The organism is Synechococcus sp. CB0205, assembly GCF_000179255.1.
Classification (GTDB): domain Bacteria; phylum Cyanobacteriota; class Cyanobacteriia; order PCC-6307; family Cyanobiaceae; genus Vulcanococcus.
On record NZ_ADXM01000019.1, the window covers coordinates 39,676 to 61,963 of the forward strand.

Sequence of the window (22,288 nt, forward strand, 5' to 3'; positions counted from 1 at the left end):
CGTTTGAACCATGGGCTCCAGCGCACCCGGCTCGATTCGCATCCGCCTGTTCGCCAGCCTGCGGGAGCAGGCGGGTTGGGCGGAGCGTCAATGGCCGCTCGAGGAGCCCACCACCGCCGAAGAGCTCTGGCGGACGCTGGAGTTGCCCGGGGCCATGGACGCGGTCCGGGTGGCCATCAATCAACGCTTTGCCAGCGCCGAGACGCCTCTGCAGAACGGAGACGAGTTGGCCTTTCTGCCACCGATCTCTGGGGGCTAATGGAGCAGCCCATCGCGATTCAGATTCGACTGCACCTGGAGCGGTTTGAGCCACTGGTCTCCCTACAGCAATGGGAACAACAGCTGCTCGAGGCGGGCCTGCAACGGGCGGCGGCCTGCAGTTCGTTCATCGGCCGTGTGCGCGCCGGCAACGCCAATGCCAGCAGCGCCAGTGCCGTTATCGCCCTCGAGCTTGAGCACTACCCCGGGATGACCGAGGCGGAACTCCAACGCATTGCCGAATCCGTCGGCAAGCGCCATGGCGCCTTGGCCTGCCTGATCGAACACCGCGTCGGCCGCATCGCGGTGAACGACGCCATCGTCTGTGTCGCGGTCTTGGCCGACCGACGCGGGCCAGCCCAACGCTGCTGCCAAGAGCTGCTCGAGGAGCTCAAGCACAACGCCCCCTTTTGGAAGCGGGAATGGAGCGCCGATGGATCCAGCCAGTGGATCGAGGGCAACACCCCGCTCTAGGGCTTCAAAAAATCGGCAGCCGCAGGAGCTGGGCCCAGAGCTCCGCACCCGCCTCCAAGCTCCCCAGCTCCGCGGGAATCTCCAGTAGCAAATCCGCCTGCGCCAGGGAGCCAATCCGGGAGGACGCCTGGGACCCCGCGACCCGGGCCAACAGGCGACCGTCGTCGGCCACCACCAAGGACGCCCGGGCCAATTCTGGGCGCCCCGAACCGCGCCGAAGGGGCTGCTCCAACTGAACCCGCAGACGCGGCAGCAGCGCAACCTCAGCCCCCTCCAGCCGTTGCAGCGCCGGCCAGAGCAACTGCAGGGCCGTCACGGCGGCGGCCACGGGATTGCCCGGCAGGCCGAAGAAGGGCCTCCCAGCCACCGTTCCCCAGGCCAAGGGACGACCGGGTTTGAGGAACAACTTCCAGAACCGCACCTCCCCCAGTTCCGCCACCAAGGGCCGGATCCAATCGGTATCCCCCGCAGACACGCCGCCGGTGCTCACCACCACATCAGCGTTCGCCGCCAGCTCGAGCAGGGCCTGACGCATCGGCTCGGGCTGGTCGCCAACCACCCTCTGCACGGCAACCCCGTAGCCCAGGCGTTGCAAGAGGGCGCAAAGCAACGTCGAGTTGCTCTCCCAGATCTCCCCCAACTGCCGGGGCTCACCGGGGGGAAGTAACTCATCGCCACTAATCAGCAGACCCACGCGCGGCCGTGACCAAACCCGGCACTGCTGAACGCCACAACTGGCCAGGCGCGCCAACTCCGCTACACCCAAGCGATCCCCGGCCTGGGCCAAGACCCCGCCCGCGGCCGCCTCTTCATCCATGGCGCGGATCCAGGGGTTGACCCCGCAGGCTTTCTGCAAACGGAGCTGGCCATCACAGGCCTCCACCAATTCCTGGGGCAACACCCAACCGCTTCCCTCAGGGACGACAGCCCCCGTCAGGACACGCACGGCCTGTCCCGGCTGCAGGCTCTCGCGAAACGGTGCCCCCGCGGCGGAGCGTCCCATCAGCTGCCAGGAGTCCCCCGGCTCAGGCGGCTCAGAGCCGGCGATGGCATAGCCATCCATGATCGAAGCGCGGAAACCTGGCACGGCTTCCGCCGCATGAAGCGTTTCCGCCAGGGTGCGGCCCAGACAGTCCGCCAGGGGCAAGGACTCCGAGAGCCCCAAGGGTTGCAGCGCCTCCAAGACCAGCGCCCGGGCCTGATCCAGGGGAAGTCCTTCGCGGGGATAGGGCTCAGTCATCACGCTGCCAATCGCCACGCCGCCCGCCGGTCTTGCTCAGGAGGCGCACGGGACCAATCGTCATGGCGGGATCGACCGCTTTAACCATGTCGTAGAGGGTGAGCAGGCCCACCTGCACGGCGGTCAGCGCTTCCATCTCCACACCGGTCACACCGGTGGTGCGGGCCGAGGCCTCGATGCGCAACCCATCCGCCACCGGCTCAATCGCCACGGAGACCCCGCTTAAGGGCAGGGGATGGCACAGGGGAATGAGTTCCCAGGTCCGCTTCGCCCCCTGAATCGCCGCGACCCGAGCAACGGCCAGAACATCCCCTTTGGCCGCACGCCCCTCCACCACCAGGGCCAGAGCCTCCGCCGAGAGCTGAATAAACCCCTCCGCAACGGCCACACGATCACTCACGGCGCGGCCACCCACATCCACCATGTGGGCCTCCCCGCTGGCATTGAGGTGACTCAGACCAGAAGGAGTGGAACTCACCGTGAATCGATCGCGCGAACCATCACGATGCATCCTGCCCGGAGCGAATCCAAAACCTAAAAACGTTCACTTCTGACGAGCGCAATCGAGACAGGGGGCATATCTTTCGCGCACCCAGCGGTTCATCTCATGCTTGTGAAAGGCGGGACTGGATCCTTTTCGATGGTGGGTGGCCTGGTGATGAGTTCACCGCAGCGCCAGTACCCCCGATCCGCACAGTCCTTTTCCCTGCGTCAGTTCATCCTGAAGCTGATCCGACGGATCCACTAAGGAGCGCTTAAGCCTCCATGGGAAGGTGAGGCAAACACTGGGGACAGCCCTGTGAGCTGGAAACGGCCCTCCACCTCTCTCTGCGCGTTCCTCACGCTGCTGAACGATCGGCTCGGGGAAAGCATTGTTTTCCCCTTGCTGCCCTTCCTGCTGGCGAGCTTCACGGACAACGGCCGCACCCTGGGACTGCTGGCCGGGAGTTACGCGATCGCGCAGTTCGCCGTCACCCCCCTGATTGGCTCCCTGAGCGATCGCTTTGGCCGCAAACCCGTCATCGGCATTTGTGTGGCGGGCTCGGTGCTCGGCTTGAGCCTCTTTGCGATCACGGTCAGCATTGATTGGCAGGCCATTCCCTGGGCCGCCGGGACGAGCCTTCCCCTGATCCTGCTGTTTACCGCCCGACTCATTGATGGGGTGAGCGGCGGCACCGCCGCCACGGCAGGGGCAGTGCTCGCGGATATCTCGACCCCAGAAAACCGTGCCAAGGCTTTTGGTCTGATTGGCGTGGCCTTCGGCCTGGGCTTCATCCTGGGCCCCGCCTTTGGCGGCCTGCTCTCCCAGACCAACGTCACCCTGCCGGTGTGGGCCGCCGCGGCCTTCGCCCTGATCAACCTGGTGCTGGTGCTGCTGCTGTTGCCAGAAACCCACCCGCCCGAGGCGCGGCTGGCGATGCCACGCAAACGGGACCTCAATCCCTTGATCGCCCTACAGAAGGTGTTCACCAACCCCCAGGTGCGCCGCTTGTGTGGGGCGTTCTTTCTCTTTTTTCTCGCCTTCAACGGCTTCACAGCCGTGCTGGTCCTCTATTTCAAACAGGCCTTTGATTGGGGACCGGGCTTAGCCGCGAATGCCTTCTTGGTGGTCGGCATCGTGGCGACGGTCGTCCAGGGGGGCTTGATCGGACCTCTGGTGAAACGCTTTGGCGAATGGCGACTGACCCTGGCTGGGTTGGGCTTCGTGATCGCCGGCTGCCTGCTGGTGCCGATGGCAACGGCCGACAACGCCACCCGTGTCGTCTTCCCCGCCGTTGCGATCCTGGCGCTCGGTACCGGCCTGGTCACCCCCTGCCTTCGGGCCCTGGTCTCCAGGCGCCTGGATGACTCCGGCCAGGGGGCAGCCCTGGGAAGCCTTCAGGGCCTCCAGAGCCTGGGCAGTTTTATCGGCCCTCCCCTCGCCGGCCTGGCCTACGACGTGGTGGGACAACGCAGTCCCTTCTGGCTGGGCATCACGGTGCTCGCGGGGGTCGCAGCCCTGGTGGCTGGAGGCCTTCCGCGTCGCGAGCAACACGCCTGAGATCCCTTCTGATTGCTACGTTGATCAGCAGAAAGTGATGGGTCATCCATGGCTGATCCAGTGGTTGCTCCGGAGCTCTACATCAATCGGGAGCTCAGCTGGATCGCCTTCAACCAGAGGGTGCTGGCCCAGGCCCTGAGCGAACACACGCCGCTGCTGGAGCAGGCCAAATTCAGCGCGATCTTCAGCAATAACCTCGACGAATTTTTCATGGTCCGTGTGGCTTCACTGAAGTCACAGGTGGAAGCGGGCGTTCAAACCCTGAGCGACGACGGACTAACCCCCACCCAACAGCTGGCGCTGGTGCGCAAAGAACTCGCACCGCTGCTGCAGCAACAACAGGCCCACTACCGCCACTACCTGAAGCACCAGCTGGCCGAGGCACGCGTCCATCTCCTCGACTACCGGGGACTGAATCAGAAGCAGAAGGCCTGGGTCAACGACTACTTCCAGCGCGCCATCTTCCCGGTGCTCACGCCCCTGGCGGTGGACCCGGCGCACCCCTTCCCCTTCATCAGCAACCTGAGCTTGAACATCGCGGCCCTAATCCGCGATCCCGATAGCGGCGTTCAACAATTCGCCCGGGTCAAGGTCCCGCAAAAGAACCTGCCGCGGTTTGTCGAACTGCCGGCCGAACTGAGCACCACCGAACCGCAACCGGTCTTCACCGCCGTCCCCCTGGAGCAGGTGGTGGCCTTCAACCTGCAGCTGCTCTTCCCTGGGATGGAAGTGGAAGGGCACTACTTCTTCCGGGTCACCCGAGATGCGGACCTGGAGTTACGGGACCTGGAAGCCGACGACCTGATGGAGGCCCTACAACAGGGCCTGCGCAAACGACGCATGGGCGGCGAGGTGGTGCGCCTGGAGGTCGCCGATGAGATGCCGGATGCCGTGGTGGAACTGCTGCTGGAGGGCACCGGCGTTGAACCGGAGGATCTCTATCGGGTCGGCGGTCCGCTGGGCCTCGATGACCTGATGAGCCTGCTGGCCATTCCGCTGCCGGCCCTGAAGGATGCCCCGCATCGGGGCCGCACTCCCACCAGCCTGGCCAGAGCTCAGAAGAGCCTCCTGGAGGACGGCTCGATTAAAGCCGAGGAATTCACCAGCATCTTCTCGGTGCTGCGCCGCGGTGACGTGCTCCTGCACCACCCGTTTGACCTGTTTTCCACCTCCGTCGAGGAGTTCATCAATCAGGCCGCCGATGACCCCTCGGTGCTGGCCATCAAGATGACTCTCTATCGGGTCTCGAAAGACTCCCCGATCATTGCCGCCCTGATTCGCGCCTCAGAGAACGGCAAGCAGGTGATGGTGCTGGTCGAGCTCAAGGCACGCTTCGACGAGGACAACAACATTCAGTGGGCCCGGCAACTGGAGCGCTCAGGCGTCCACGTGGTCTACGGGGTGATCGGCCTGAAAACCCACACCAAGATCACGCTGGTGGTGCGCAAGGAAAAGGATTTGCTGCGCAGCTACTGCCACATCGGCACAGGCAACTACAACTCCAAAACCGCAGCCCTCTACACGGACCTGGGTCTGCTCTCCGCCCGGCCGGAACTGGGGCAGGACCTGGCCGAACTGTTCAACTATCTGACGGGGTTCTCCAAGCAACAGGATTTCCGGCGCCTCCTGGTGGCGCCGGTGAGCCTGCGGCGCCGCATGCAAGAACTCATCCGACGGGAGATCGAGCACGCCAAGGCCGGTCAGCCCGCCGCCATCAAGGCCAAGATGAATGCCCTGGTGGACCCGCGGATCATCGCCCTGCTCTACGAGGCCTCCCAAGCAGGTGTCCAGGTCGACCTCGTGGTGCGCGGGATGTGCAGCTTGCGGCCTGGGCTGGCGGGTGTCAGCGACAACATCAGGGTGAGCAGCGTCATTGGTCGCTTCCTGGAGCACTCCCGTCTGTTCTGGTTCGAGAACGGCGGCAAGCACGAGACGTATATCGGCAGTGCCGACTGGATGGGTCGCAATCTCGACCGGCGCGTCGAAGCAGTGGTCCCCATCGAAGATCCCGATCTACACGAACGGCTGACACGGCTGATCGACAGCTATCTCAATGACAACTGCACAGCCTGGGACATGCAGAGCGATGGCAGCTTCAGCCGCCGCATTCCCGAAGAGGACAACATCGCCGTGCAAGCCAACTTGATGGATGGCTGGAGAAAGGGCCTGATCCCTGTCGAGGCGGGCGCGTAGCGAGGGCTACAAACAGAAAGAAAAACGAACGAAAAGGCCTTAGTAAGTCTTCCAATTCCTGACATCTCGCAGTGGCCAGGAGTGCTACATTCCGGCCAAATCAATTCGTTTTGCGGCCTTTAGTTCAGTTCTGCAACCCTGCAGAGACAACCAACCGCCCAAAGCAACCTCCGAAGCCTGCGCATCTGCTGCCATGCCTGCAAACAAGCCCGCTGCTTCAGGCTCTTCGAGCAACAAATCAACCGCTCGATCCGCCGCGTCCCGGCAGGGAGGTCGCCTTAGTGCTGACTCGATCGGCTGGTACCTGAGCAATATCGGCCGGGTACCCCTCCTCACTCCCGCCGAAGAGATTGAGTTGGCTCACCATGTGCAGGCGATGAAGCGTCTGCAGGAGCTGCCCGCCGCCGAACTCACCGCCCGCCAAAAACATCAGATCCGGATGGGCACCCGCGCCCGGGATCGAATGATGGCCGCCAACCTGCGGCTCGTCGTCAGCGTCGCCAAGAAATATCAGAACCAAGGCCTGGAACTGCTTGACCTGGTCCAAGAGGGCGCGATTGGTCTGGAGCGAGCCGTCGACAAGTTCGACCCCGCCATGGGCTACAAGTTCTCAACCTATGCCTACTGGTGGATTCGCCAGGGCATGACCCGGGCCATCGACAACAGCGCCCGCACGATTCGCCTGCCGATCCACGTCAGCGAGAAGCTCTCGAAGATGCGTCGCATCACCCGCGAGCTCTCCCATCGCTTTGGCCGCCAACCCAACCGCCTGGAGCTGGCCCATGCCATGGGCATGCAACCGGAAGAGCTGGAAGAGCTGATTACCCAAAGCGCCCCCTGCGCCTCCCTCGATGCCCATGCCCGAGGCGACGACGACCGGAGCACCCTCGGCGAGCTGATCGCGGATCCCAACAGCAACGAGTCCATGGATTCCATGGATCGCAACCTGCAGAAGGAGCACCTCGGCACCTGGCTCTCCCAGCTCAATGAGCGCGAGCGCAAGATCATCGAACTGCGCTTTGGACTCGCCGGCCAAGAGCCCCTGACCCTGGCGGAAATCGGACGCCAGATCAACGTCTCCCGCGAACGGGTGCGTCAGTTGGAATCGAAAGCGATTCTCAAGCTGCGCCTGATGACCAACTACCAGCAGGCTGCTTGAGCCGTATCGCCTGAGTTCTGTGGTCACGCAACAGCTCCTGGGCGTGGCCGCTGTCTTGGCCTGGCTTGCTGCTGTGCTGCTGACGGCCCTGGCGGTACGCCGGCGCTGGCCGCAACAGAAGGAGTGGAGCCGCAAGGTCGTCCACATCGGTACGGGCGCGGTCGTGCTCCTGGCCTGGGCCTTTGCGATTCCGCGAGGCCTGGCCCTGGGCGCCGCGGCCCTGGTCACGCTGGGCACCGCCCTGAACCACCGCTTCCGCCTGCTGCCTGCCGTCGAGGACGTCGGACGCCACAGCTACGGGACGATTGCCTACGGCGCCTCGATCACGATTCTCTTGGCCCTGTTCTGGCCCCAGCAACCGCTACCCGTGGCCGCAGGCGTTCTGGTAATGGCCTGCGGCGATGGACTCGCGGGGCTGGTGGGCCCCCAGATCCAGTCAGCGCGTTGGCAGATCTTCGGGCAAACCAAATCCCTGGCGGGCACCGCGACCATGGCCCTCACCAGCTGGCTGGTCCTGGCCCTGTTGATCGGAGTCGCCCAGGGAACGGGCGCAGTCGCACCCAGCTTGGTGGCTGCGGCTGCCATCGCGATCGCCGCCACGGGGCTCGAGCAACTGAGTGGCTTTGGCCTCGACAACCTGAGCGTGCCATTAGCCACCGCTTATCTCTGGCAACTCGCTATGCCCTGAGCATCGCCTCACAGCGCTGCTCCCAGTCCCGTTGGGTGCCAAGGCCGGTGACCAACTGGGTCTCTCCGGGTTCACTGCGCAAACACAACTGCCACTGGCGGATCGCCTCAGCGCGCTCCATCCAAGCGTTCATCACACTGCGCTGGGTCAGCTCTGGATCCCACTGGCGGCAACTGGCAGTCTCCAGGGCCCAGGCCATCAAGGCATCCAGCTGAACCGGGCGAAAGCCCGTGAACACCGGACCGGCACCATCCACGGAACTTTGCTGCAGGTAAAACAGCTGCAACGGATCAGACAGACCAAAAAACTGCAGCAGATAGGCCATAGGCAGCCCCCTTTCAGTTGCAGACAAGGTAATTGGACAGGCAGAAGATTCTGCTCACTGCCAACAGTTTTAAACCACACTATTGAGCACCGAAGGCAATTAGCACTCTCGATCTTCGAGTGCTAATTGAGCAAAATGCTTCGCTTAAACCGCGACGGCAGAAGCGCTCTGGGCCGCCGCAACCGCATCAGCCAAGCTCGCCAGCACCTCACGGGTCGTCTGCAGATCAATGCAGGCGTCGGTGATGCTCTGGCCATAGGTGAGGGCCGAGCGATCGGGGCTGATCTTCTGATTACCAGCCACCAAATGGCTCTCGATCATCACGCCCATGACATCGCGGGAGCCCGCCCGCAGTTGCTCAGCCACCTGCGCCGCCACCTCGCCTTGACGGCGGTAGTCCTTATTGGAGTTGCCGTGGCTGCAATCCACCATCACCCGAGCCGGCAGTCCGTCTTTCACCAGAGCAGCCGAGGCTTCTTCAATCGCCTCACGGTGGTAGTTGGTGCCCTGCTTGCCACCCCGAAGCACCAGGTGCCCATCGGGGTTACCAGTGGTGGTGACGATGGCCGCTTGGCCGTCCTTATTAATGCCCAGGAAATGGTGGGGGCGTGCTGCCGCCTCCATCGCATTGATGGCGGTGATGGCGCTGCCGTCGGTGCCGTTCTTGAAACCGATGGGCATGGACAGCCCAGAGGCCATTTCGCGGTGGGTCTGGCTTTCGGTGGTGCGGGCGCCGATGGCCGTCCAGCTGATCAGATCAGCGATGTACTGGGGAACGACAGGGTCCAACAGCTCCGTGGCAGCCGGTAGCCCCATGTCGGCCAGATGCAGCAGCAGGCCGCGTGCCAGGCGCAGACCGGTGTTGATGTCGTAGCTGCCGTCCAGATGCGGGTCATTGATCAACCCCTTCCAGCCGACGGTGGTGCGGGGCTTCTCGAAATAGACCCGCATGACCACCTCAAGCTGGTCACGGTGACGTTTGTGTTCTTCAGCGATGGCGGCGGCGTATTCCTGGGCCGCCTCCACGTCATGGACCGAGCAGGGTCCAACGATCACCAGCAAACGCTGGTCGTCACCCCGAAGAATGGCCTTGATGCGCTCGCGGGCCTCGCGCACGGTGCGCCCAGCGGTCTCGCTCAGTGGCAGCTCCCGGTGCAGCAGGGTGGGCGCCACCAGGGGCCGGGTTTCCACCACGTGGAGATCAGAGGTGGGAATCATGCCGGCAACCATCCCAGGGGCTCGGAGCAACCCACCCTAAAAGCCCAGTCGCATCGTTCGTCACAACGGGGGGGACCGGCGGCAAAGAACAATGGTCGGACGTCCACCGATCGAGGCCCCCTGGGGTTCCAGCGCCGATGTCCGCCAGCAGCTTCCTTGCCGACTACCGTGCCGCCGCTGCGGAGCGAGAAGCCCAAGGGGTCCCCGCCCTGCCGCTGACAGCCGCCGAAACTCAGGCCCTGACTGAACTGCTGCAGGCACCCCCCGCCGGGGAAGAGGAGTTCCTGCTGCATCTGCTCTCGGAGCGCATCCCCCCCGGCGTGGATGAGGCGGCCTACGTCAAAGCGGACTGGCTCAGTGCCGTGGCCCAGGGCAGAACCACCAGCCCCCTGGTCGCTCCCGTGGAAGCGGTGAAGCTGCTGGCCACCATGATCGGCGGCTACAACGTCGGCGCCCTGATCGAGCTGCTCTCCCACGCGGACGCAGCCATCGCTGACGCCGCCGCGACTGGGCTCTGCCGCACCCTGCTGGTCTACGACGCCTACAACGATGTCCTGGAGCTGGCCGCCAGCAACACCCAGGCCAAGCGGGTGATCGATAGCTGGGCCAATGCCGAATGGTTCACCGCCAAGCCCGAGCTGCCGGCGGAGATCACCGTCACGGTCTTCAAGGTGGAAGGTGAGACCAACACCGACGACCTCTCCCCGGCAACCCACGCCACCACCCGTCCGGACATCCCGCTGCACGCCACGGCGATGCTCGAGACCCGGATGCCCGGCGGCCTGGATCTGATCGCCGAGCTCAAGCAAAAGGGCCATCCCGTGGCCTACGTCGGCGACGTGGTCGGCACCGGCAGCTCCCGTAAATCCGCCATCAACTCGGTGCTCTGGCACACCGGCACCGACATCCCCCACGTGCCCAACAAGCGCAGTGGCGGGGTGGTGCTCGGCGGCAAGATCGCGCCGATCTTCTTCAACACGGCTGAGGACTCCGGCGCCCTGCCGATTGAGTGCGATGTCACCGCCCTGAACTCCGGCGATGTCATCACGATTCGCCCCTACGCCGGCACGATCGAGCGGGCAGCGGGCGAGGCCAATGCCGGTGACGTGGTGGCCCGCTTCGAGCTCAAGCCGAGCACGATCACCGATGAGGTGCGTGCCGGCGGCCGCATCCCCCTGATGATCGGCCGTGCCTTGACCGACAAGGTGCGAGCCCAGCTGGGACTCCCCGCCAGCGACCTCTTCATCCGGCCCAGTGCCCCCGCCGACACCGGCAAGGGCTTCACCCTGGCCCAAAAAATGGTGGGCAAGGCCTGCGGCCTGCCGGGCGTGCGCCCCGGCACCAGCTGTGAGCCGCTGATGACCACGGTCGGCTCCCAGGACACCACCGGGCCGATGACCCGCGATGAAATGAAGGAGCTGGCATGCCTGGGCTTCTCCGCCGATCTGGTGATGCAGAGCTTCTGCCACACCGCGGCCTACCCCAAGCCGGTGGACCTCAAGACCCACGCCGAGCTGCCCGACTTCATTAGCTCCCGCGGCGGCGTAGCCCTGCGCCCCGGCGACGGCATCATCCACAGCTGGCTGAACCGGATGCTGCTGCCCGACACCGTGGGCACCGGCGGTGACAGCCACACCCGCTTCCCCCTGGGCATTTCCTTCCCAGCCGGCTCCGGCCTAGTGGCCTTCGCCGCCGCCATCGGTGCGATGCCCCTGGACATGCCCGAGTCGGTGCTGGTGAAGTTCTCCGGCTCCCTGCAGCCCGGCGTCACCCTGCGGGATGTGGTGAATGCCATTCCCTACGTGGCGATCCAGCAGGGGCTGCTGACGGTGGAGAAGGCCGGCAAGAAGAACATCTTCAGCGGCCGAATCATGGAGATCGAGGGCCTGCCCGACCTGAAGCTGGAGCAAGCCTTCGAGCTGACCGATGCAACCGCCGAGCGCTCCTGCGCCGGCAGCACCATCAAGCTCTCTGTGGAGACCGTCAGCGAGTACCTGCGCAGCAACGTGGCGCTGCTCAAGAACATGATCGCGCGGGGCTACAGCGATGCCCGCACCCTGGCCCGCCGGATCAAGGCCATGGAGGACTGGCTGGCCAATCCCGTGCTGATGGAAGCCGACGCCAACGCTGAGTACGCCGCGGTGATCGAGATCAACCTCGATGAGATCACCGAGCCCATCCTGGCCTGCCCGAACGACCCCGACAACGTCAAAACCCTCTCGGATGTGGCCGGGAGTCAGATCGATGAGGTGTTCATCGGCTCCTGCATGACCAACATCGGCCACTACCGCGCCGCCGCCACCGTCCTGGAGGGACAAGGCGAGAACACGGCTCGCCTTTGGGTCTGCCCACCCACCCGGATGGATGAGGAGATGCTCAAGCAGGAGGGCTACTACGCCATCTTCGAGAAGGCCGGCTCCCGCATGGAGATGCCCGGTTGCTCCCTCTGCATGGGCAACCAGGCGCGGGTGGAGGACAACACCACGGTGTTCTCCACCAGCACCCGCAACTTCAACAACCGCTTGGGTAATGGCGCCCAGGTGTATCTCGGCAGCGCCGAGCTGGCTGCGGTCTGCGCCCAACTGGGCCGGCTCCCCAGCAAGGAGCAGTACCTGGCCATCGCAGCCGCCAAGATCGATCCCAAGGGCGCTGAGCTCTACCGCTACCTGAACTTCGATCAGATCGAGGGCTTTGAGGACAGCGGTCGCGTGGTCAGTAGCGACGACGAGGCCAAGGTCCTGGCAGGGGTCTAAAGCGTCTTGCAGACCCATGGCCTGAAGCTGGAACTGCAGTCCTGGAGGACCAGCCGCAACCTCGAGCGGATGGTCCAGCAGCGCTGGCCGGCCGTCGTTCTCACCCTGATCATCACCGGCCTGGGGGCTGCGGCCGCCGGCCTGCTGTTTAAAACGGGCGTGGGCTGGCTGGGCAGTTGGCGCCTAGGGCTCCTGCAAACCGCCAGCCCTTGGCTGGTCCTGCCCTTGATGGGAGGAATCGGCGGCCTGCTCTCGGCGGTGCTGATCAGCACCCTGGCGCCAACGGCGGCGGGCTCGGGGATCCCGCAGGTGATGCGCTTCCTCTCGCGCCAAAGCCTGCCGATGAACCTGCAGGTGGCCATCGTCAAATTGCTGGCGGGGATCCTGGCCATTGGCAGCGGCTTCCCACTCGGACCCGAGGGTCCTGCCGTTCAGATGGGCAGTTCCGTGGGCTGGCAGATGGCCCGCTGGTTCAAGGCCCCGCCCTCGCTGCTGCGGGTGATCGTGGCGGCCGGCGGCGGCGCAGGGATCGCAGCCGTCTTCCATGCCCCCCTGGGGGGCTTCTTCTATGCGATTGAGGAGCTGCTGCGGAAGTCCGGTCCGATCCTGCTGCTGCTGGTGCTCGGCACGGCCTTCGCCGGCAGCTTCTGGGCCGACGTCATGGGCCTGGCTGGCTTTGGCCAGCAAAGCGCGGGCATCGGCCAGAAGGGCTTCCAGATCAGCAGCGAGTACAACCTAGATATTCAGTTCCTGCCCAAGGACCTGATCTATCTGGTGGCCCTGGGGATTGTGGTGGGCCTGCTGGCCGAGCTCTACACCCGCTATGTGGTGAAGATGCAGTCCCTGGGGCAGCGCTTCTTCTCCGGAAAGATCGTGGTGCGGATGCTGCTGGGCGGCATCGCCCTTGGCTGCCTCTATGCCGCCCTGCCGGCTGAGTTCCGCAACAACGCCGGCCTGCAACACACGATCGTCGACGGCCACGTCGAGATCAACAAGGCCGTGGGCATTTTCACGCTGCTGTTTTTCGCCACCGGCCTGGCCGCCGCCACCGGGGCCCCGGGCGGCCTGTTTGCACCGATGCTCACCCTGGGCGGCGCCCTGGGGCTGACCGCCGCAGGCATTGCCGAGCACCTGTCAGGCCATGCCCCAAGCACCTACGTCTTCGCCGGAATGGCGGCCTTCATCGCCGCCTGCTCCCGCACACCGATCACGGCCGTCTTCCTGGTCTTTGCCCTGACCAAGGACCTGCTGATCCTCAAGCCCCTGTTCGTCTGCGCCGTGGTGAGCTTCGTGGTCTCCCGCATCACCCATGAGCACTCGATCTACCAACGCCAGCTGGCCCTGCAGAGCAGTGCCACCAGCACCCAGGGGGAGATGAAGCTGCCGGGCACGCCGCTCAGCCCGCGGGACCTTTGAACCAAGAAACCCTGCTGTTTGAGCCAGCTGCTGCGCAGCAGGGTGCCCTTCGGGCGGTGTTGGCCTTCCCCAGCACCTACACCGTGGGGATCACGAGCCTCGGCTACCAGGTGGTCTGGGCGACCTTGGCCCAGCGCGCCGATGTGGATGTGCGGCGGCTCTTCACCGACCAGGGCGATCCGCAGCACCGCCACTGCGACCTCTTTGGCCTCTCCCTGAGTTGGGAACTCGATGGACCGGTGCTGCTGGATCTGCTGGAACAGCAGCGCATCCCGATCTGGGCGAGTGAGCGCGGCGACAACGACCCGATCGTCTTTGGCGGGGGGCCGGTCCTCACCGCCAACCCCGAACCCCTGGCACCCTTCTTTGACGCCGTGCTGCTGGGCGATGGCGAGCTGCTGCTGCCGGCCTTTATCGATGCCCTGCAGGACTGCAAAACCGCCCCGCGGCAGCAGCGGCTGCGGCGCCTGGCGGAGGTGCCCGGTGTCTATGTCCCGTCGCTTTACGCCCCCCGCTACGGCGAGGACGGCGACCTACTAGCGATCGAACCGATCGAGGCCGGCATCCCCGAAACGGTTGAGAAGCAGACCTGGCGCGGCAACACCTTGAGCCACTCCACGGTGATCACCCCAGAGGCGGCCTGGCCCTCGATTCATATGGTCGAGGTGGTGCGCAGCTGCCCGGAGCTCTGCCGCTTCTGCCTGGCGAGCTATCTCACCCTGCCCTTCCGCACGCCGAGCCTCGATGACGGGCTCATCCCGGCCGTGGAAAAGGGCCTAGGCGCCACCCAACGGCTGGGACTGCTGGGGGCCTCGGTCACCCAGCACCCGCAATTTGGCGACCTACTGCAGTGGCTCGATCAGGACCGCTTTGACGACACCCGGGTCAGCGTCAGCTCCGTGCGGGCCGCCACCGTCACCCCCGAGCTGGGGCGGATCCTGGCCAAACGCGGCAGCAAGTCCCTGACCATCGCCATCGAGAGCGGCAGCGAGCGCATGCGCGAGGTGGTCAACAAAAAGCTGGCGACCGATGAGATCTACGCCGCGGCCCGCTACGCCAAAGAAGGCGGCCTCAGCGGCCTGAAGCTCTACGGCATGGCCGGCCTGCCTTCGGAAACTGAGGACGATGTTGAGGCCACCGCCGACCTGCTGCTGCAGCTCAAGAAGGCCACCCCTGGGCTGCGCCTATCGCTCGGGGTCAGCACCTTTGTACCCAAGGCCCACACCCCCTTCCAATGGCAGGGCGTCCGCCCCGAAGCCGAGAAACGGCTGAAACTCCTCGCCAAACGGCTGAAGCCCAAGGGCATCGACCTGCGCCCCGAGAGCTACGGCTGGAGCGTGATTCAGGCGCTGCTCTCCCGCAGTGACCGGCGCCTTGCACCCGTGATCGCCGCGGTGCGCGGCCGCCACGAAAAACTCGGCGGCTGGAAGCAGGCCTACCGCGAAGCCGAGACGCCCCTGCCCCCCTGGGAGGAGGTCATCCACGGGGCATGGGACGCCGATCGGGTCCTGCCCTGGGAGCACCTCAAGGGCCCCCTACCCAAGGCCACCCTGCGCAAGCACCACGACGAAGCCCTGGCCTAGAGCCTGCAGCGCAGACCCGCCAGCAGGATCCAACCGGCGATGTTCAGGCGGCTGTCGTACATCGGGATGTCGGTGGCATGGAGCACCACCAGCACCAGCGCCGCGGCCCACCAGGCCCGCTCAAACAGCGCGCCACTGGCCATGCCAAGCCTCACGCCGCGGATCAAAAGCCAGAGCACCAGACCGACCAGACCCACGGCCACCGGCAGACCGTGACTGAGGGCCAGATCCAAGGCGATGTTGTGGGGATGGCCATGCCAATGACCCGTCCGCAGGGGATAGATCACGCTGAAGGCCGCCGCCCCCCAGCCCAGCCAAGGACGCTCGCCCACCAGCCCCAGGGCCGTGCCCCACTGACTCAGACGCGTCAACGCCAGGGGCCGCTCCCCATGGGAATTGAAATCGTTCAGGCGTCCCCAGATCGACTGGGGAACGATCTCCCGCAGGGGGGCCTGAATCACCGCCGGCACCCCCGGGAGGGTAGCCAGAGCCACCGGCACCAGCGCCAACAGCAGCAGGGGAAGCAGCCAAATCCAGCGCCCCGGACCCAGCACGATCGGCACCGCCAGGACCAGGGCACCCCAACCGTTGCGGGAATCCGTGGCCAGCATCTCAGCCACCTGGGTGACCACCAGGGCAAAGCTGATGCCCCAGAGCCCAAAGGCCAGCGGGCCGGAGCGCCAGCGGCGGCAGTGCTGCAGAAAGGCCGCCAGCGCCAAAGGCCAGCTCAAGGCCAGCCAGGCCGCCGTGATGTTGGCGTAATCAAACAGGCCCGAGAGCCGCCCAGGGGGATTGCCACCACCGCGGATCCACCAGACGATCGCCCCACCCAACAGTTCATAGGGGCCGCTCCAGCCGAGCACCATCTGGCCAAAGCCGGTCCCCAGAACCGGAACGGTGCCGGCCACCAGCCACAGGGCCACCCGTCGCCGGGCCTCCGGTGTGGCCAGATAGGGCTGATAGGCCCAGAACGCCCAGAAAAACGGAAGCCAATTGCCTAGGCCCACCCAGGCCAGCCAGCCGCTGGAGGCGGTGAAGCAGCCCAGGAGCATCCACAGACCGATGCCAGCCAGCAGCCAATTGACCCGATCGTCCCGCCAGGCGGTCGGCTGACGGCTCCCCAGGATCAAGGCCACAAACAGCAGCAACCCCGCCAGAAGCGCACTGGCCGGCAGCAGCAGCAGGGCGACCTGGAAGCAACGCCAGCCCCAGAGGGTCGCCGCCGCCGGCCGCTCCCCATCGAGCAACACCAAACCGGCCTGCAGCGGCTTGCGCCAGAGCTGGGTCATTCGAACACCGCTGTACGGCCGCGGTAGACCATCACCTGACGCTTCAGATGCAAGCGCACCGCGCGTGCCAAGGCCAGACGCTCGGTATCGCGGCCTTTGCGGATCAGATCCTCCACCTCATCGCGGTGGCTCACGTTGACGGTGGACTGGGCAATGATCGGGCCCGCATCGAGCTCATCGGTCACGTAGTGCCCGGTGGCCCCGATCAACTTCACCCCCCGCTCCCAGGCCCGGTGATAGGGCTGCGCCCCCATGAAGGCCGGCAGGAAGGAATGGTGGATGTTGATCACCCGGTGGAAGGCATCCGGAGGGTCAAAGGCCGCCAAAAAGGCTGGCGTCAGCACCTGCATGTACTTGGCCAGGATCACCAACTCAATGCCGTGCTCCTTCAGCAGCTCCAGGTGACGGGCCTCGGCCTCCTGGCGGTTGGCGTTGTTGATCGGCACATGGGCGAACTGGGCGCCGAACTCCTCGGCGATCGAACCCAGATCGGGATGGTTGGAGACCACCAGCGGCACCCGCATCGGCAACTCGCCGGTGCGCATACGCCAGAGCAGATCCAAGAAACAGTGGTCCTGCTTGCTGACAAAGATCGCCACAGGCGGGCGCTGATCCGAGAAGGTGACCCTCTGTTCACCACCAAGGCGCTCCGCCAGGGAGGCCGCCGCCGGAGCAATCGCTTCCCGGGGCAAGCCGAACCCCTCGAGCTGCCACTCGATGCGGCTCAGGAACAGACCAGCCCCTTGGTCGCTGTGGTGATCGGCGTGGACGATGTTGCCGCCGTTGCCCGCCACCCAACCGGAGAGCTCCCGCACAAGACCCGGCTGGTCCGGGCAAATCATCTGAAGGATGGCGGTGGCAGCCGTCATGGAATGGCGTCAAAGCCCGGGAGACCTGAATTCTGCCGTTCAAGCCGTTGCAGCTCGTTATGGAGAGCTCCCAGGCCAGTGGCCCTGGGTAAAGTCCCGCAATCAAGCTCAGCAACAATGGCTGCTCAACCGCTCTATTCCGGCCTGCGGCGACTGGCCCTGGCGGCCCTCGCTCTGGTGATCAGCTTTGGCCTGACCGCCTGCGGTGGCGCCAAAGCGAAGGCCCCCACCCTGAGTGCTGACGACATCACCGTGATCGAGCGCCAGGCCGAAGGCTTCCTGGCAGCGCGCGACCGCCTGCCTGAGCTCGCCACCCTGGTGAATGAGCGCAACTGGGTCTTCACCCGCAACCTGATCCACGGCCCCATGCAGGAAGTGGGCCGCGAGATGCTCTACATCAACCAGCGTCTGCTGCCCGGCGACCGCGCTGAGGCCACCAAGCTGGCCACCGATCTGAAGGCCGCCCTGGCCGACCTCGACGAAGCCGCCCGTCTGCAGGACGCCAACAACCTCAGCAAGTCCTACATCAAGGTCGCTAGCGGTTTCGGTCGTTACGCCCAGATCCTTCCTGAGCAGGTTCAGTCCGACCTCAAGCAGATCTGAATCCGCTGAACCCCCTGCCCACCAGCCGGTCCTCCTCGATCTGCGTGATCGGAGCCGGCGTGGTGGGCTTTTCTGTGGCCTGGCACCTGCAGCGGAGCGGGCACCAGGTCACGCTGTTTGACCCCCAGCTGGGGCAAGCCCAAGGCGCAGACGCCGGCAGCAGCGCGGCCCTGGGGCTGTTGATGGCTCGCGTCTTTCGCCGCAGCAGCGGCCGAGGCTGGAGGCTGCGGCAGCAGTCCCACGCCCTCTGGCGGCAGTGGCGGGAGGAGCTCCAGCAGCGGGGCCATGTCCTGCCCTTTCGCCCCGGCCTCCTGCAGCTCGCCACCACGGCGGCCGAGCAAGAGGCGCAGGCCCAACTGGCGAAGCAGCGGCAGGACCTACGCCTGCTGGATCCCGCAGAACTCGTGGCCCTCAGGCCGCTCATCCCCCAACCGTCCCTCGGAGGCCTTCTCTCCCCGGAGGATGGCCAACTCGATCCAATCCCAGCCATGCGGGCGCTGCAGGAGGACGGGGCACGGCTTGGGGTCCAGCTCAACGCGACGGCGGTCCGCGGGCTGGAGCGCAGCGGAAACGGCCAATGGCGCGTCGTCGGCGGACAGGGGTCCTACGACTGGGTCGTCCTGAGTACCGGCCTGAGCAGTTCAGCGTTGCTGGAGCCCCTGGGCCACGAGCGCCCCCAACACCCGGTGCTCGGCCAGGCCCTTGAGCTGCAACTCGCAGACGGTGATCAGGCCCCCCTCAACTGGCCGGGGAGCCTGAGCTGGAGTGGCATCAACTTGGTGCCGCGGCCCCAGGGACGCCTTTGGCTAGGCGCCACGGTGGAAATCGATCAACGGCAAGGACAGCCCGAGCAGCTGCTTGCCCTACGCGAGCTCGACGGCCAGGCTCCAGCCTGGCTGCAGCGGGCCACGGTATTGCGTCAGTGGCAGGGGCTGAGGGCCCGTCCCCTGGGCCGGCCCGCACCGCTGCTGGAGCAGCTCGAACCGGGATTACTTCTGGCTAGCGGCCACTACCGCAATGGCGTCCTGCTGGCTCCGGCCACGGCCGCCTGGGTGGCTGAGCAGATCGAACAAGGCTGACCACTGGAGGGGGCTTCTTTAGCCTTGGGGCTCTTGTCGACATCTGCCGACGATGCTTCGCACCCGCACCCTGGTACCCCTTAGTCTCCTGGCCGTCCTGGCCCTGACGGCCTGCGGCGGCTCTGGCTCTGGCGGCGGTGCATCCAGCGCCCGCCTGCAGGGTGCCGGAGCCACCTTCCCCGCTCCGATTTACCTGCGCTGGTTCCAGGACCTGGCCGCCAAGGGCGAGGTGAAGGTCAATTACCAGTCGGTGGGTTCAGGCGCTGGCATCCGCCAGTTCGAGGCCGCCACCGTTGACTTCGCCGCCAGCGACAAACCCCTCAGCGACGAGGACGCCGCCGGCATCAAGCGCGGTGCCGTGCAGGTCCCCATGACCGCCGGTGCGATTGCCGTGGCCTACAACAACCCCGGCTGCGAACTGAAGCTGACCCAACAGCAGCTGGTGGGGATCTTCGAAGGCAAGATCACCAACTACAGCGACCTGGGTTGCTCTGATCAGGCCATCAAGGTGGTCTACCGCTCCGACGGCTCCGGCACGACCTACAACTTCACCAAGTCCCTCTCGGCCTTCAGCCCCGCCTGGGCCTCGGGACCGGGCTCCGGAAAATCAATCAAGTGGCCCATCGGTCTTGGCGCCAAGGGCAACGAGGGCATGGCCGCCAGCCTGCAGCAGATCAAGGGTGCCCTGGGCTATGTCGAGAGCTCCTATGTCCGCGGTGATCTGCAGGCGGCAGCCCTGCAAAACGCAGGTGGCAGCTACGCCAAACCCACCACCAAAGAAGCAGCTGAGGCCCTGGGCAGCATCGATCTGGGTCCCAACCTGACGGGCAGCAACCCCAATCCCAAGGCGGGCTATCCGATCGTCACCTTCACCTGGATCCTGCTCTACAAGATCGGTAACGGCGACAAGCTCAAGAGCCTGCAGCAGGCCTTCAACTACACCCTCAGCGATGCAGCTCAGGCCAATGCCCCGGCCCTGGGCTACGTGAGCCTGCCGGCCAACGTGCTCCAAAAAGCACGGGCCGCCGTCGCCAGCATCGGCGAATAAGCCCTGAAGCATCTAATCCCCAAAGCCCCACTCCGTTTGGAGTGGGGCTTTTTGCTGCAGGGCATGGAGGCATAAAAAACCCCCGGCCGAAGCCGGGGGTCTTGGCTCACGGGCGTGAGCGCTGAATCACTTGGACTCGGTGAACTCGGCGTCGATCACGTCATCGCCGGCGGCACCAGCATCAGCACCAGGTGCACCAGCGGCAGCGCCTTCAGCACCAGCGGCCTGCTGGTAGACAGCGGCACCGGCGGCGTAGAGCGCCTGCTGCAGGGTTTCGAGCTCGGACTTCATCGTGTCGAAGTCGTCCTTCTCGATGGCTTCCTTGAGCTTGGCGGAGGAGGACTCGACCTTGGCCTTGTCCTCGGCACCCACCTTGTCGCCCAGTTCGCCCAGCTGCTTCTCGGCTTGATACACCAGGGTTTCGGCCTGGTTCTTCACGTCGATCCGCTCGCGCTTCTCCTTGTCGGCGCTGGCGTTGGCCTCAGCGTCCTTCACCATCTTCTCCACCTCGTTGTCGCTGAGGGTGGAGGCGCCGGTGATGGAGATGCTCTGCTCCTTACCGCTGCCCTTGTCCTTGGCGGTGACGCTCAGGATGCCGTTGGCGTCGATGTCGAAGGTGACTTCGATCTGGGGCACGCCACGGGGGGCAGGGGGGATGCCATCGAGGCGGAAGGTTCCAAGCGACTTGTTGTCGCTGGCCATCTCGCGCTCGCCCTGGAGCACGTGGATCTCGACGTTGGTCTGACCGTCCACAGCGGTGGAGTAGGTCTCCGACTTCTTGGTCGGGATGGTGGTGTTCCGGGGAATCATCTTGGTCATCACACCGCCCAGGGTTTCCACACCCAGGGACAGGGGAGTGACGTCCAGCAGAAGGATGTCCTTGACCTCACCGGCAAGCACACCGCCCTGAATGGCGGCACCCACGGCCACCACCTCATCGGGGTTCACGGTTTGGTTGGGGGACTTCCCGGTGACGCGCTTCACCAGCTCGAGGACAGCGGGGATGCGGGTGGAACCGCCCACCATCACCACCTCATCCAGCTCGGAGGAGGCGAGCTTGGCGTCCTTCAGGGCCTGCTCGACGGGCACGCGGCAGCGGTCGATCAGCTTGGAGGCCAGCTCTTCGAACTTGGCCCGGGTGAGGGTCAGGTCGAGGTGCTTGGGGCCCTCGGGGGTTGCCGTGATGAACGGCAGATTGATCTCGCTTTGGGTCGCGCTGGAGAGCTCGATCTTGGCTTTCTCAGCGGCCTCGGTCAGGCGCTGCAGGGCCTGCTTGTCACTGCGCAGATCGATGCCTTCGTTGGACTTGAAGGTGTCGGCCAGGTGATCAACGATCACCTTGTCGAAGTCATCACCGCCCAGGTGGGTGTCGCCCGAGGTGGAGAGCACCTCAAAGACACCGTCGCCCACCTCGAGAACGGACACGTCGAAGGTGCCGCCGCCCAGGTCGAAGACCAGGATTTTCTCGTTGCTCTTCTTGTCCAGGCCGTAGGCCAGGGCAGCCGCGGTGGGCTCGTTGATGATGCGCAGCACCTCAAGGCCGGCGATCTTGCCGGCGTCCTTGGTGGCCTGGCGCTGGGAGTCGTTGAAATAGGCGGGAACGGTGATGACCGCTTGGGTCACGGTCTCGCCGAGGTACTTACCGGCGTCTTCGGCCAGCTTGCGCAGGACCTGAGCGCTGACTTCCTCAGGAGCAAATTGCTTGTTGAGGACGGGGCACTTGACCTTGACGTTGGAGCCGGCCTTCTCGACGCCGTAGCTCACTTCCTTGGACTCTTCATTCACCTCATCCACCCGGCGTCCGATGAAACGCTTGACGGAATAGAAGGTGTTTTCCGGGTTCATCACCGCCTGGCGCTTGGCGATTTGACCCACCAGCTGATCCTGGTTTTTGGTGTATGCCACCACGGAGGGCGTGGTGCGGAAGCCCTCGGCATTGGCAATCACGGTGGGCTTGCCGCCCTCCATGACTGACACGCAACTGTTGGTGGTGCCAAGGTCGATACCGACAACCTTGCCCATGGGTGACCTCTGAACTGCAGACATCCTCTG

At 65.2% G+C, this 22,288-nt stretch carries 19 protein-coding genes; 12 read left to right on the forward strand and 7 right to left on the reverse strand.

Translation table 11 applies throughout. The features are described from left to right. The first annotated feature begins 10 nt into the window (after positions 1–10). Together moaD and CB0205_RS0102150 are read left to right on the forward strand one after the other, a co-directional pair. Positions 11–259 (forward strand): molybdopterin converting factor subunit 1, encoded by a 249-nt coding sequence (gene moaD, locus CB0205_RS0102145; protein ID WP_010313794.1) that lies wholly within the window; start codon positions 11–13, stop codon positions 257–259. Then, positions 259–732 (forward strand): molybdenum cofactor biosynthesis protein MoaE, encoded by a 474-nt coding sequence (locus CB0205_RS0102150; RefSeq protein WP_010313796.1) that lies wholly within the window; start codon positions 259–261, stop codon positions 730–732. Before moaD ends, CB0205_RS0102150 begins: the two co-directional genes overlap by 1 nt. Before the next feature lie 4 nt (positions 733–736). Here the strand turns inward: CB0205_RS0102150 and CB0205_RS0102155 are convergent, their stop codons facing one another. Further along, positions 737–1,972 carry a molybdopterin molybdotransferase MoeA gene (locus CB0205_RS0102155; protein WP_043705232.1) on the reverse strand — a complete coding sequence of 412 codons (1,236 nt, stop codon included), beginning with the start codon at positions 1,970–1,972 and terminating at the stop codon, positions 737–739. Continuing rightward, positions 1,965–2,483: a cyclic pyranopterin monophosphate synthase MoaC gene (moaC, locus tag CB0205_RS0102160; RefSeq protein WP_010313800.1), complete on the reverse strand. Its 519-nt coding sequence runs from the start codon at positions 2,481–2,483 to the stop codon at positions 1,965–1,967. The genes CB0205_RS0102155 and moaC overlap by 8 nt, the downstream gene beginning before the upstream one ends. Before the next feature lie 288 nt (positions 2,484–2,771). Between moaC and CB0205_RS0102170 the strand changes: the two genes are divergently transcribed. The 4 genes from CB0205_RS0102170 to CB0205_RS0102185 all read left to right on the forward strand — a co-directional run bounded on the left by CB0205_RS0102170 (position 2,772) and on the right by CB0205_RS0102185 (position 8,053). Further along, positions 2,772–4,013, forward strand: coding sequence for a tetracycline resistance MFS efflux pump (locus tag CB0205_RS0102170; protein WP_010313804.1), 1,242 nt, complete (start codon positions 2,772–2,774; stop codon positions 4,011–4,013). A gap of 48 nt (positions 4,014–4,061) precedes the next feature. Then, entirely contained in the window at positions 4,062–6,206 is a 2,145-nt protein-coding gene (gene ppk1 / locus CB0205_RS0102175) for a polyphosphate kinase 1 (protein ID WP_010313806.1), read from the forward strand. 193 nt (positions 6,207–6,399) lie between these two features. Next, entirely contained in the window at positions 6,400–7,365 is a 966-nt protein-coding gene (locus tag CB0205_RS0102180; protein ID WP_029626052.1) for an RpoD/SigA family RNA polymerase sigma factor, read from the forward strand. A gap of 19 nt (positions 7,366–7,384) precedes the next feature. Further along, positions 7,385–8,053: a dolichol kinase gene (locus CB0205_RS0102185; RefSeq protein ID WP_010313810.1), complete on the forward strand. Its 669-nt coding sequence runs from the start codon at positions 7,385–7,387 to the stop codon at positions 8,051–8,053. Here CB0205_RS0102185 and CB0205_RS0102190 read toward each other — a convergent pair. Together CB0205_RS0102190 and CB0205_RS0102195 are read right to left on the reverse strand one after the other, a co-directional pair. After that, positions 8,043–8,378, reverse strand: a complete 336-nt coding sequence (locus CB0205_RS0102190; protein ID WP_010313812.1) for a hypothetical protein — start codon at positions 8,376–8,378, stop codon at positions 8,043–8,045. The genes CB0205_RS0102185 and CB0205_RS0102190 overlap by 11 nt on opposite strands. A 144-nt stretch (positions 8,379–8,522) precedes the next feature. Further along, positions 8,523–9,596, reverse strand: coding sequence for a 3-deoxy-7-phosphoheptulonate synthase (locus CB0205_RS0102195; RefSeq protein ID WP_043705233.1), 1,074 nt, complete (start codon positions 9,594–9,596; stop codon positions 8,523–8,525). Between the two features lie 137 nt (positions 9,597–9,733). On the opposite strand from CB0205_RS0102195, the gene acnB reads away from it, so the two are divergent. The 3 genes from acnB to CB0205_RS0102210 are packed head-to-tail and all read left to right on the forward strand — an operon-like array spanning position 9,734 to position 15,348. Then, complete coding sequence (gene acnB, locus CB0205_RS0102200) at positions 9,734–12,349, forward strand: bifunctional aconitate hydratase 2/2-methylisocitrate dehydratase (protein ID WP_010313816.1); 2,616 nt, start codon at positions 9,734–9,736, stop codon at positions 12,347–12,349. 6 nt (positions 12,350–12,355) lie between these two features. Further along, positions 12,356–13,765, forward strand: a complete 1,410-nt coding sequence (locus CB0205_RS0102205; protein ID WP_010313819.1) for a ClC family H(+)/Cl(-) exchange transporter — start codon at positions 12,356–12,358, stop codon at positions 13,763–13,765. Between the two features lie 56 nt (positions 13,766–13,821). Continuing rightward, positions 13,822–15,348, forward strand: coding sequence for a radical SAM protein (locus CB0205_RS0102210; RefSeq protein ID WP_029626054.1), 1,527 nt, complete (start codon positions 13,822–13,824; stop codon positions 15,346–15,348). Here CB0205_RS0102210 and CB0205_RS0102215 read toward each other — a convergent pair. After that, a complete protein-coding gene (locus CB0205_RS0102215) occupies positions 15,345–16,637 on the reverse strand; it encodes an O-antigen ligase (protein WP_010313823.1) in 1,293 nt (430 codons plus the stop codon). The genes CB0205_RS0102210 and CB0205_RS0102215 overlap by 4 nt on opposite strands. Beyond that, a complete protein-coding gene (gene purU / locus CB0205_RS0102220) occupies positions 16,634–17,506 on the reverse strand; it encodes a formyltetrahydrofolate deformylase (RefSeq protein WP_010313825.1) in 873 nt (290 codons plus the stop codon). The genes CB0205_RS0102215 and purU overlap by 4 nt, the downstream gene beginning before the upstream one ends. 117 nt (positions 17,507–17,623) lie before the next feature. Here purU and psbQ point away from each other — a divergent pair, with 117 nt between their 5' ends. Genes psbQ through pstS form a run of 3 tightly spaced genes read left to right on the forward strand, consistent with a single transcriptional unit; the run spans position 17,624 to position 20,236 of the window. Continuing rightward, positions 17,624–18,109 carry a photosystem II protein PsbQ gene (psbQ, locus tag CB0205_RS0102225; protein WP_010313827.1) on the forward strand — a complete coding sequence of 162 codons (486 nt, stop codon included), beginning with the start codon at positions 17,624–17,626 and terminating at the stop codon, positions 18,107–18,109. Positions 18,110–18,153: 44 nt separating this feature from the next. Further along, the gene (locus tag CB0205_RS0102230) at positions 18,154–19,188 is read left to right on the forward strand and encodes an FAD-binding oxidoreductase (RefSeq protein ID WP_010313830.1); all 1,035 of its coding nucleotides are present in this window, start codon (positions 18,154–18,156) and stop codon (positions 19,186–19,188) included. A gap of 52 nt (positions 19,189–19,240) precedes the next feature. Continuing rightward, a complete protein-coding gene (gene pstS, locus CB0205_RS0102235; RefSeq protein ID WP_010313832.1) occupies positions 19,241–20,236 on the forward strand; it encodes a phosphate ABC transporter substrate-binding protein PstS in 996 nt (331 codons plus the stop codon). Between the two features lie 126 nt (positions 20,237–20,362). On the opposite strand, the gene dnaK is transcribed toward pstS, so the two are convergent. Further along, positions 20,363–22,258, reverse strand: a complete 1,896-nt coding sequence (dnaK, locus tag CB0205_RS0102240; RefSeq protein ID WP_010313834.1) for a molecular chaperone DnaK — start codon at positions 22,256–22,258, stop codon at positions 20,363–20,365. Positions 22,259–22,288: the final 30 nt, after the last annotated feature.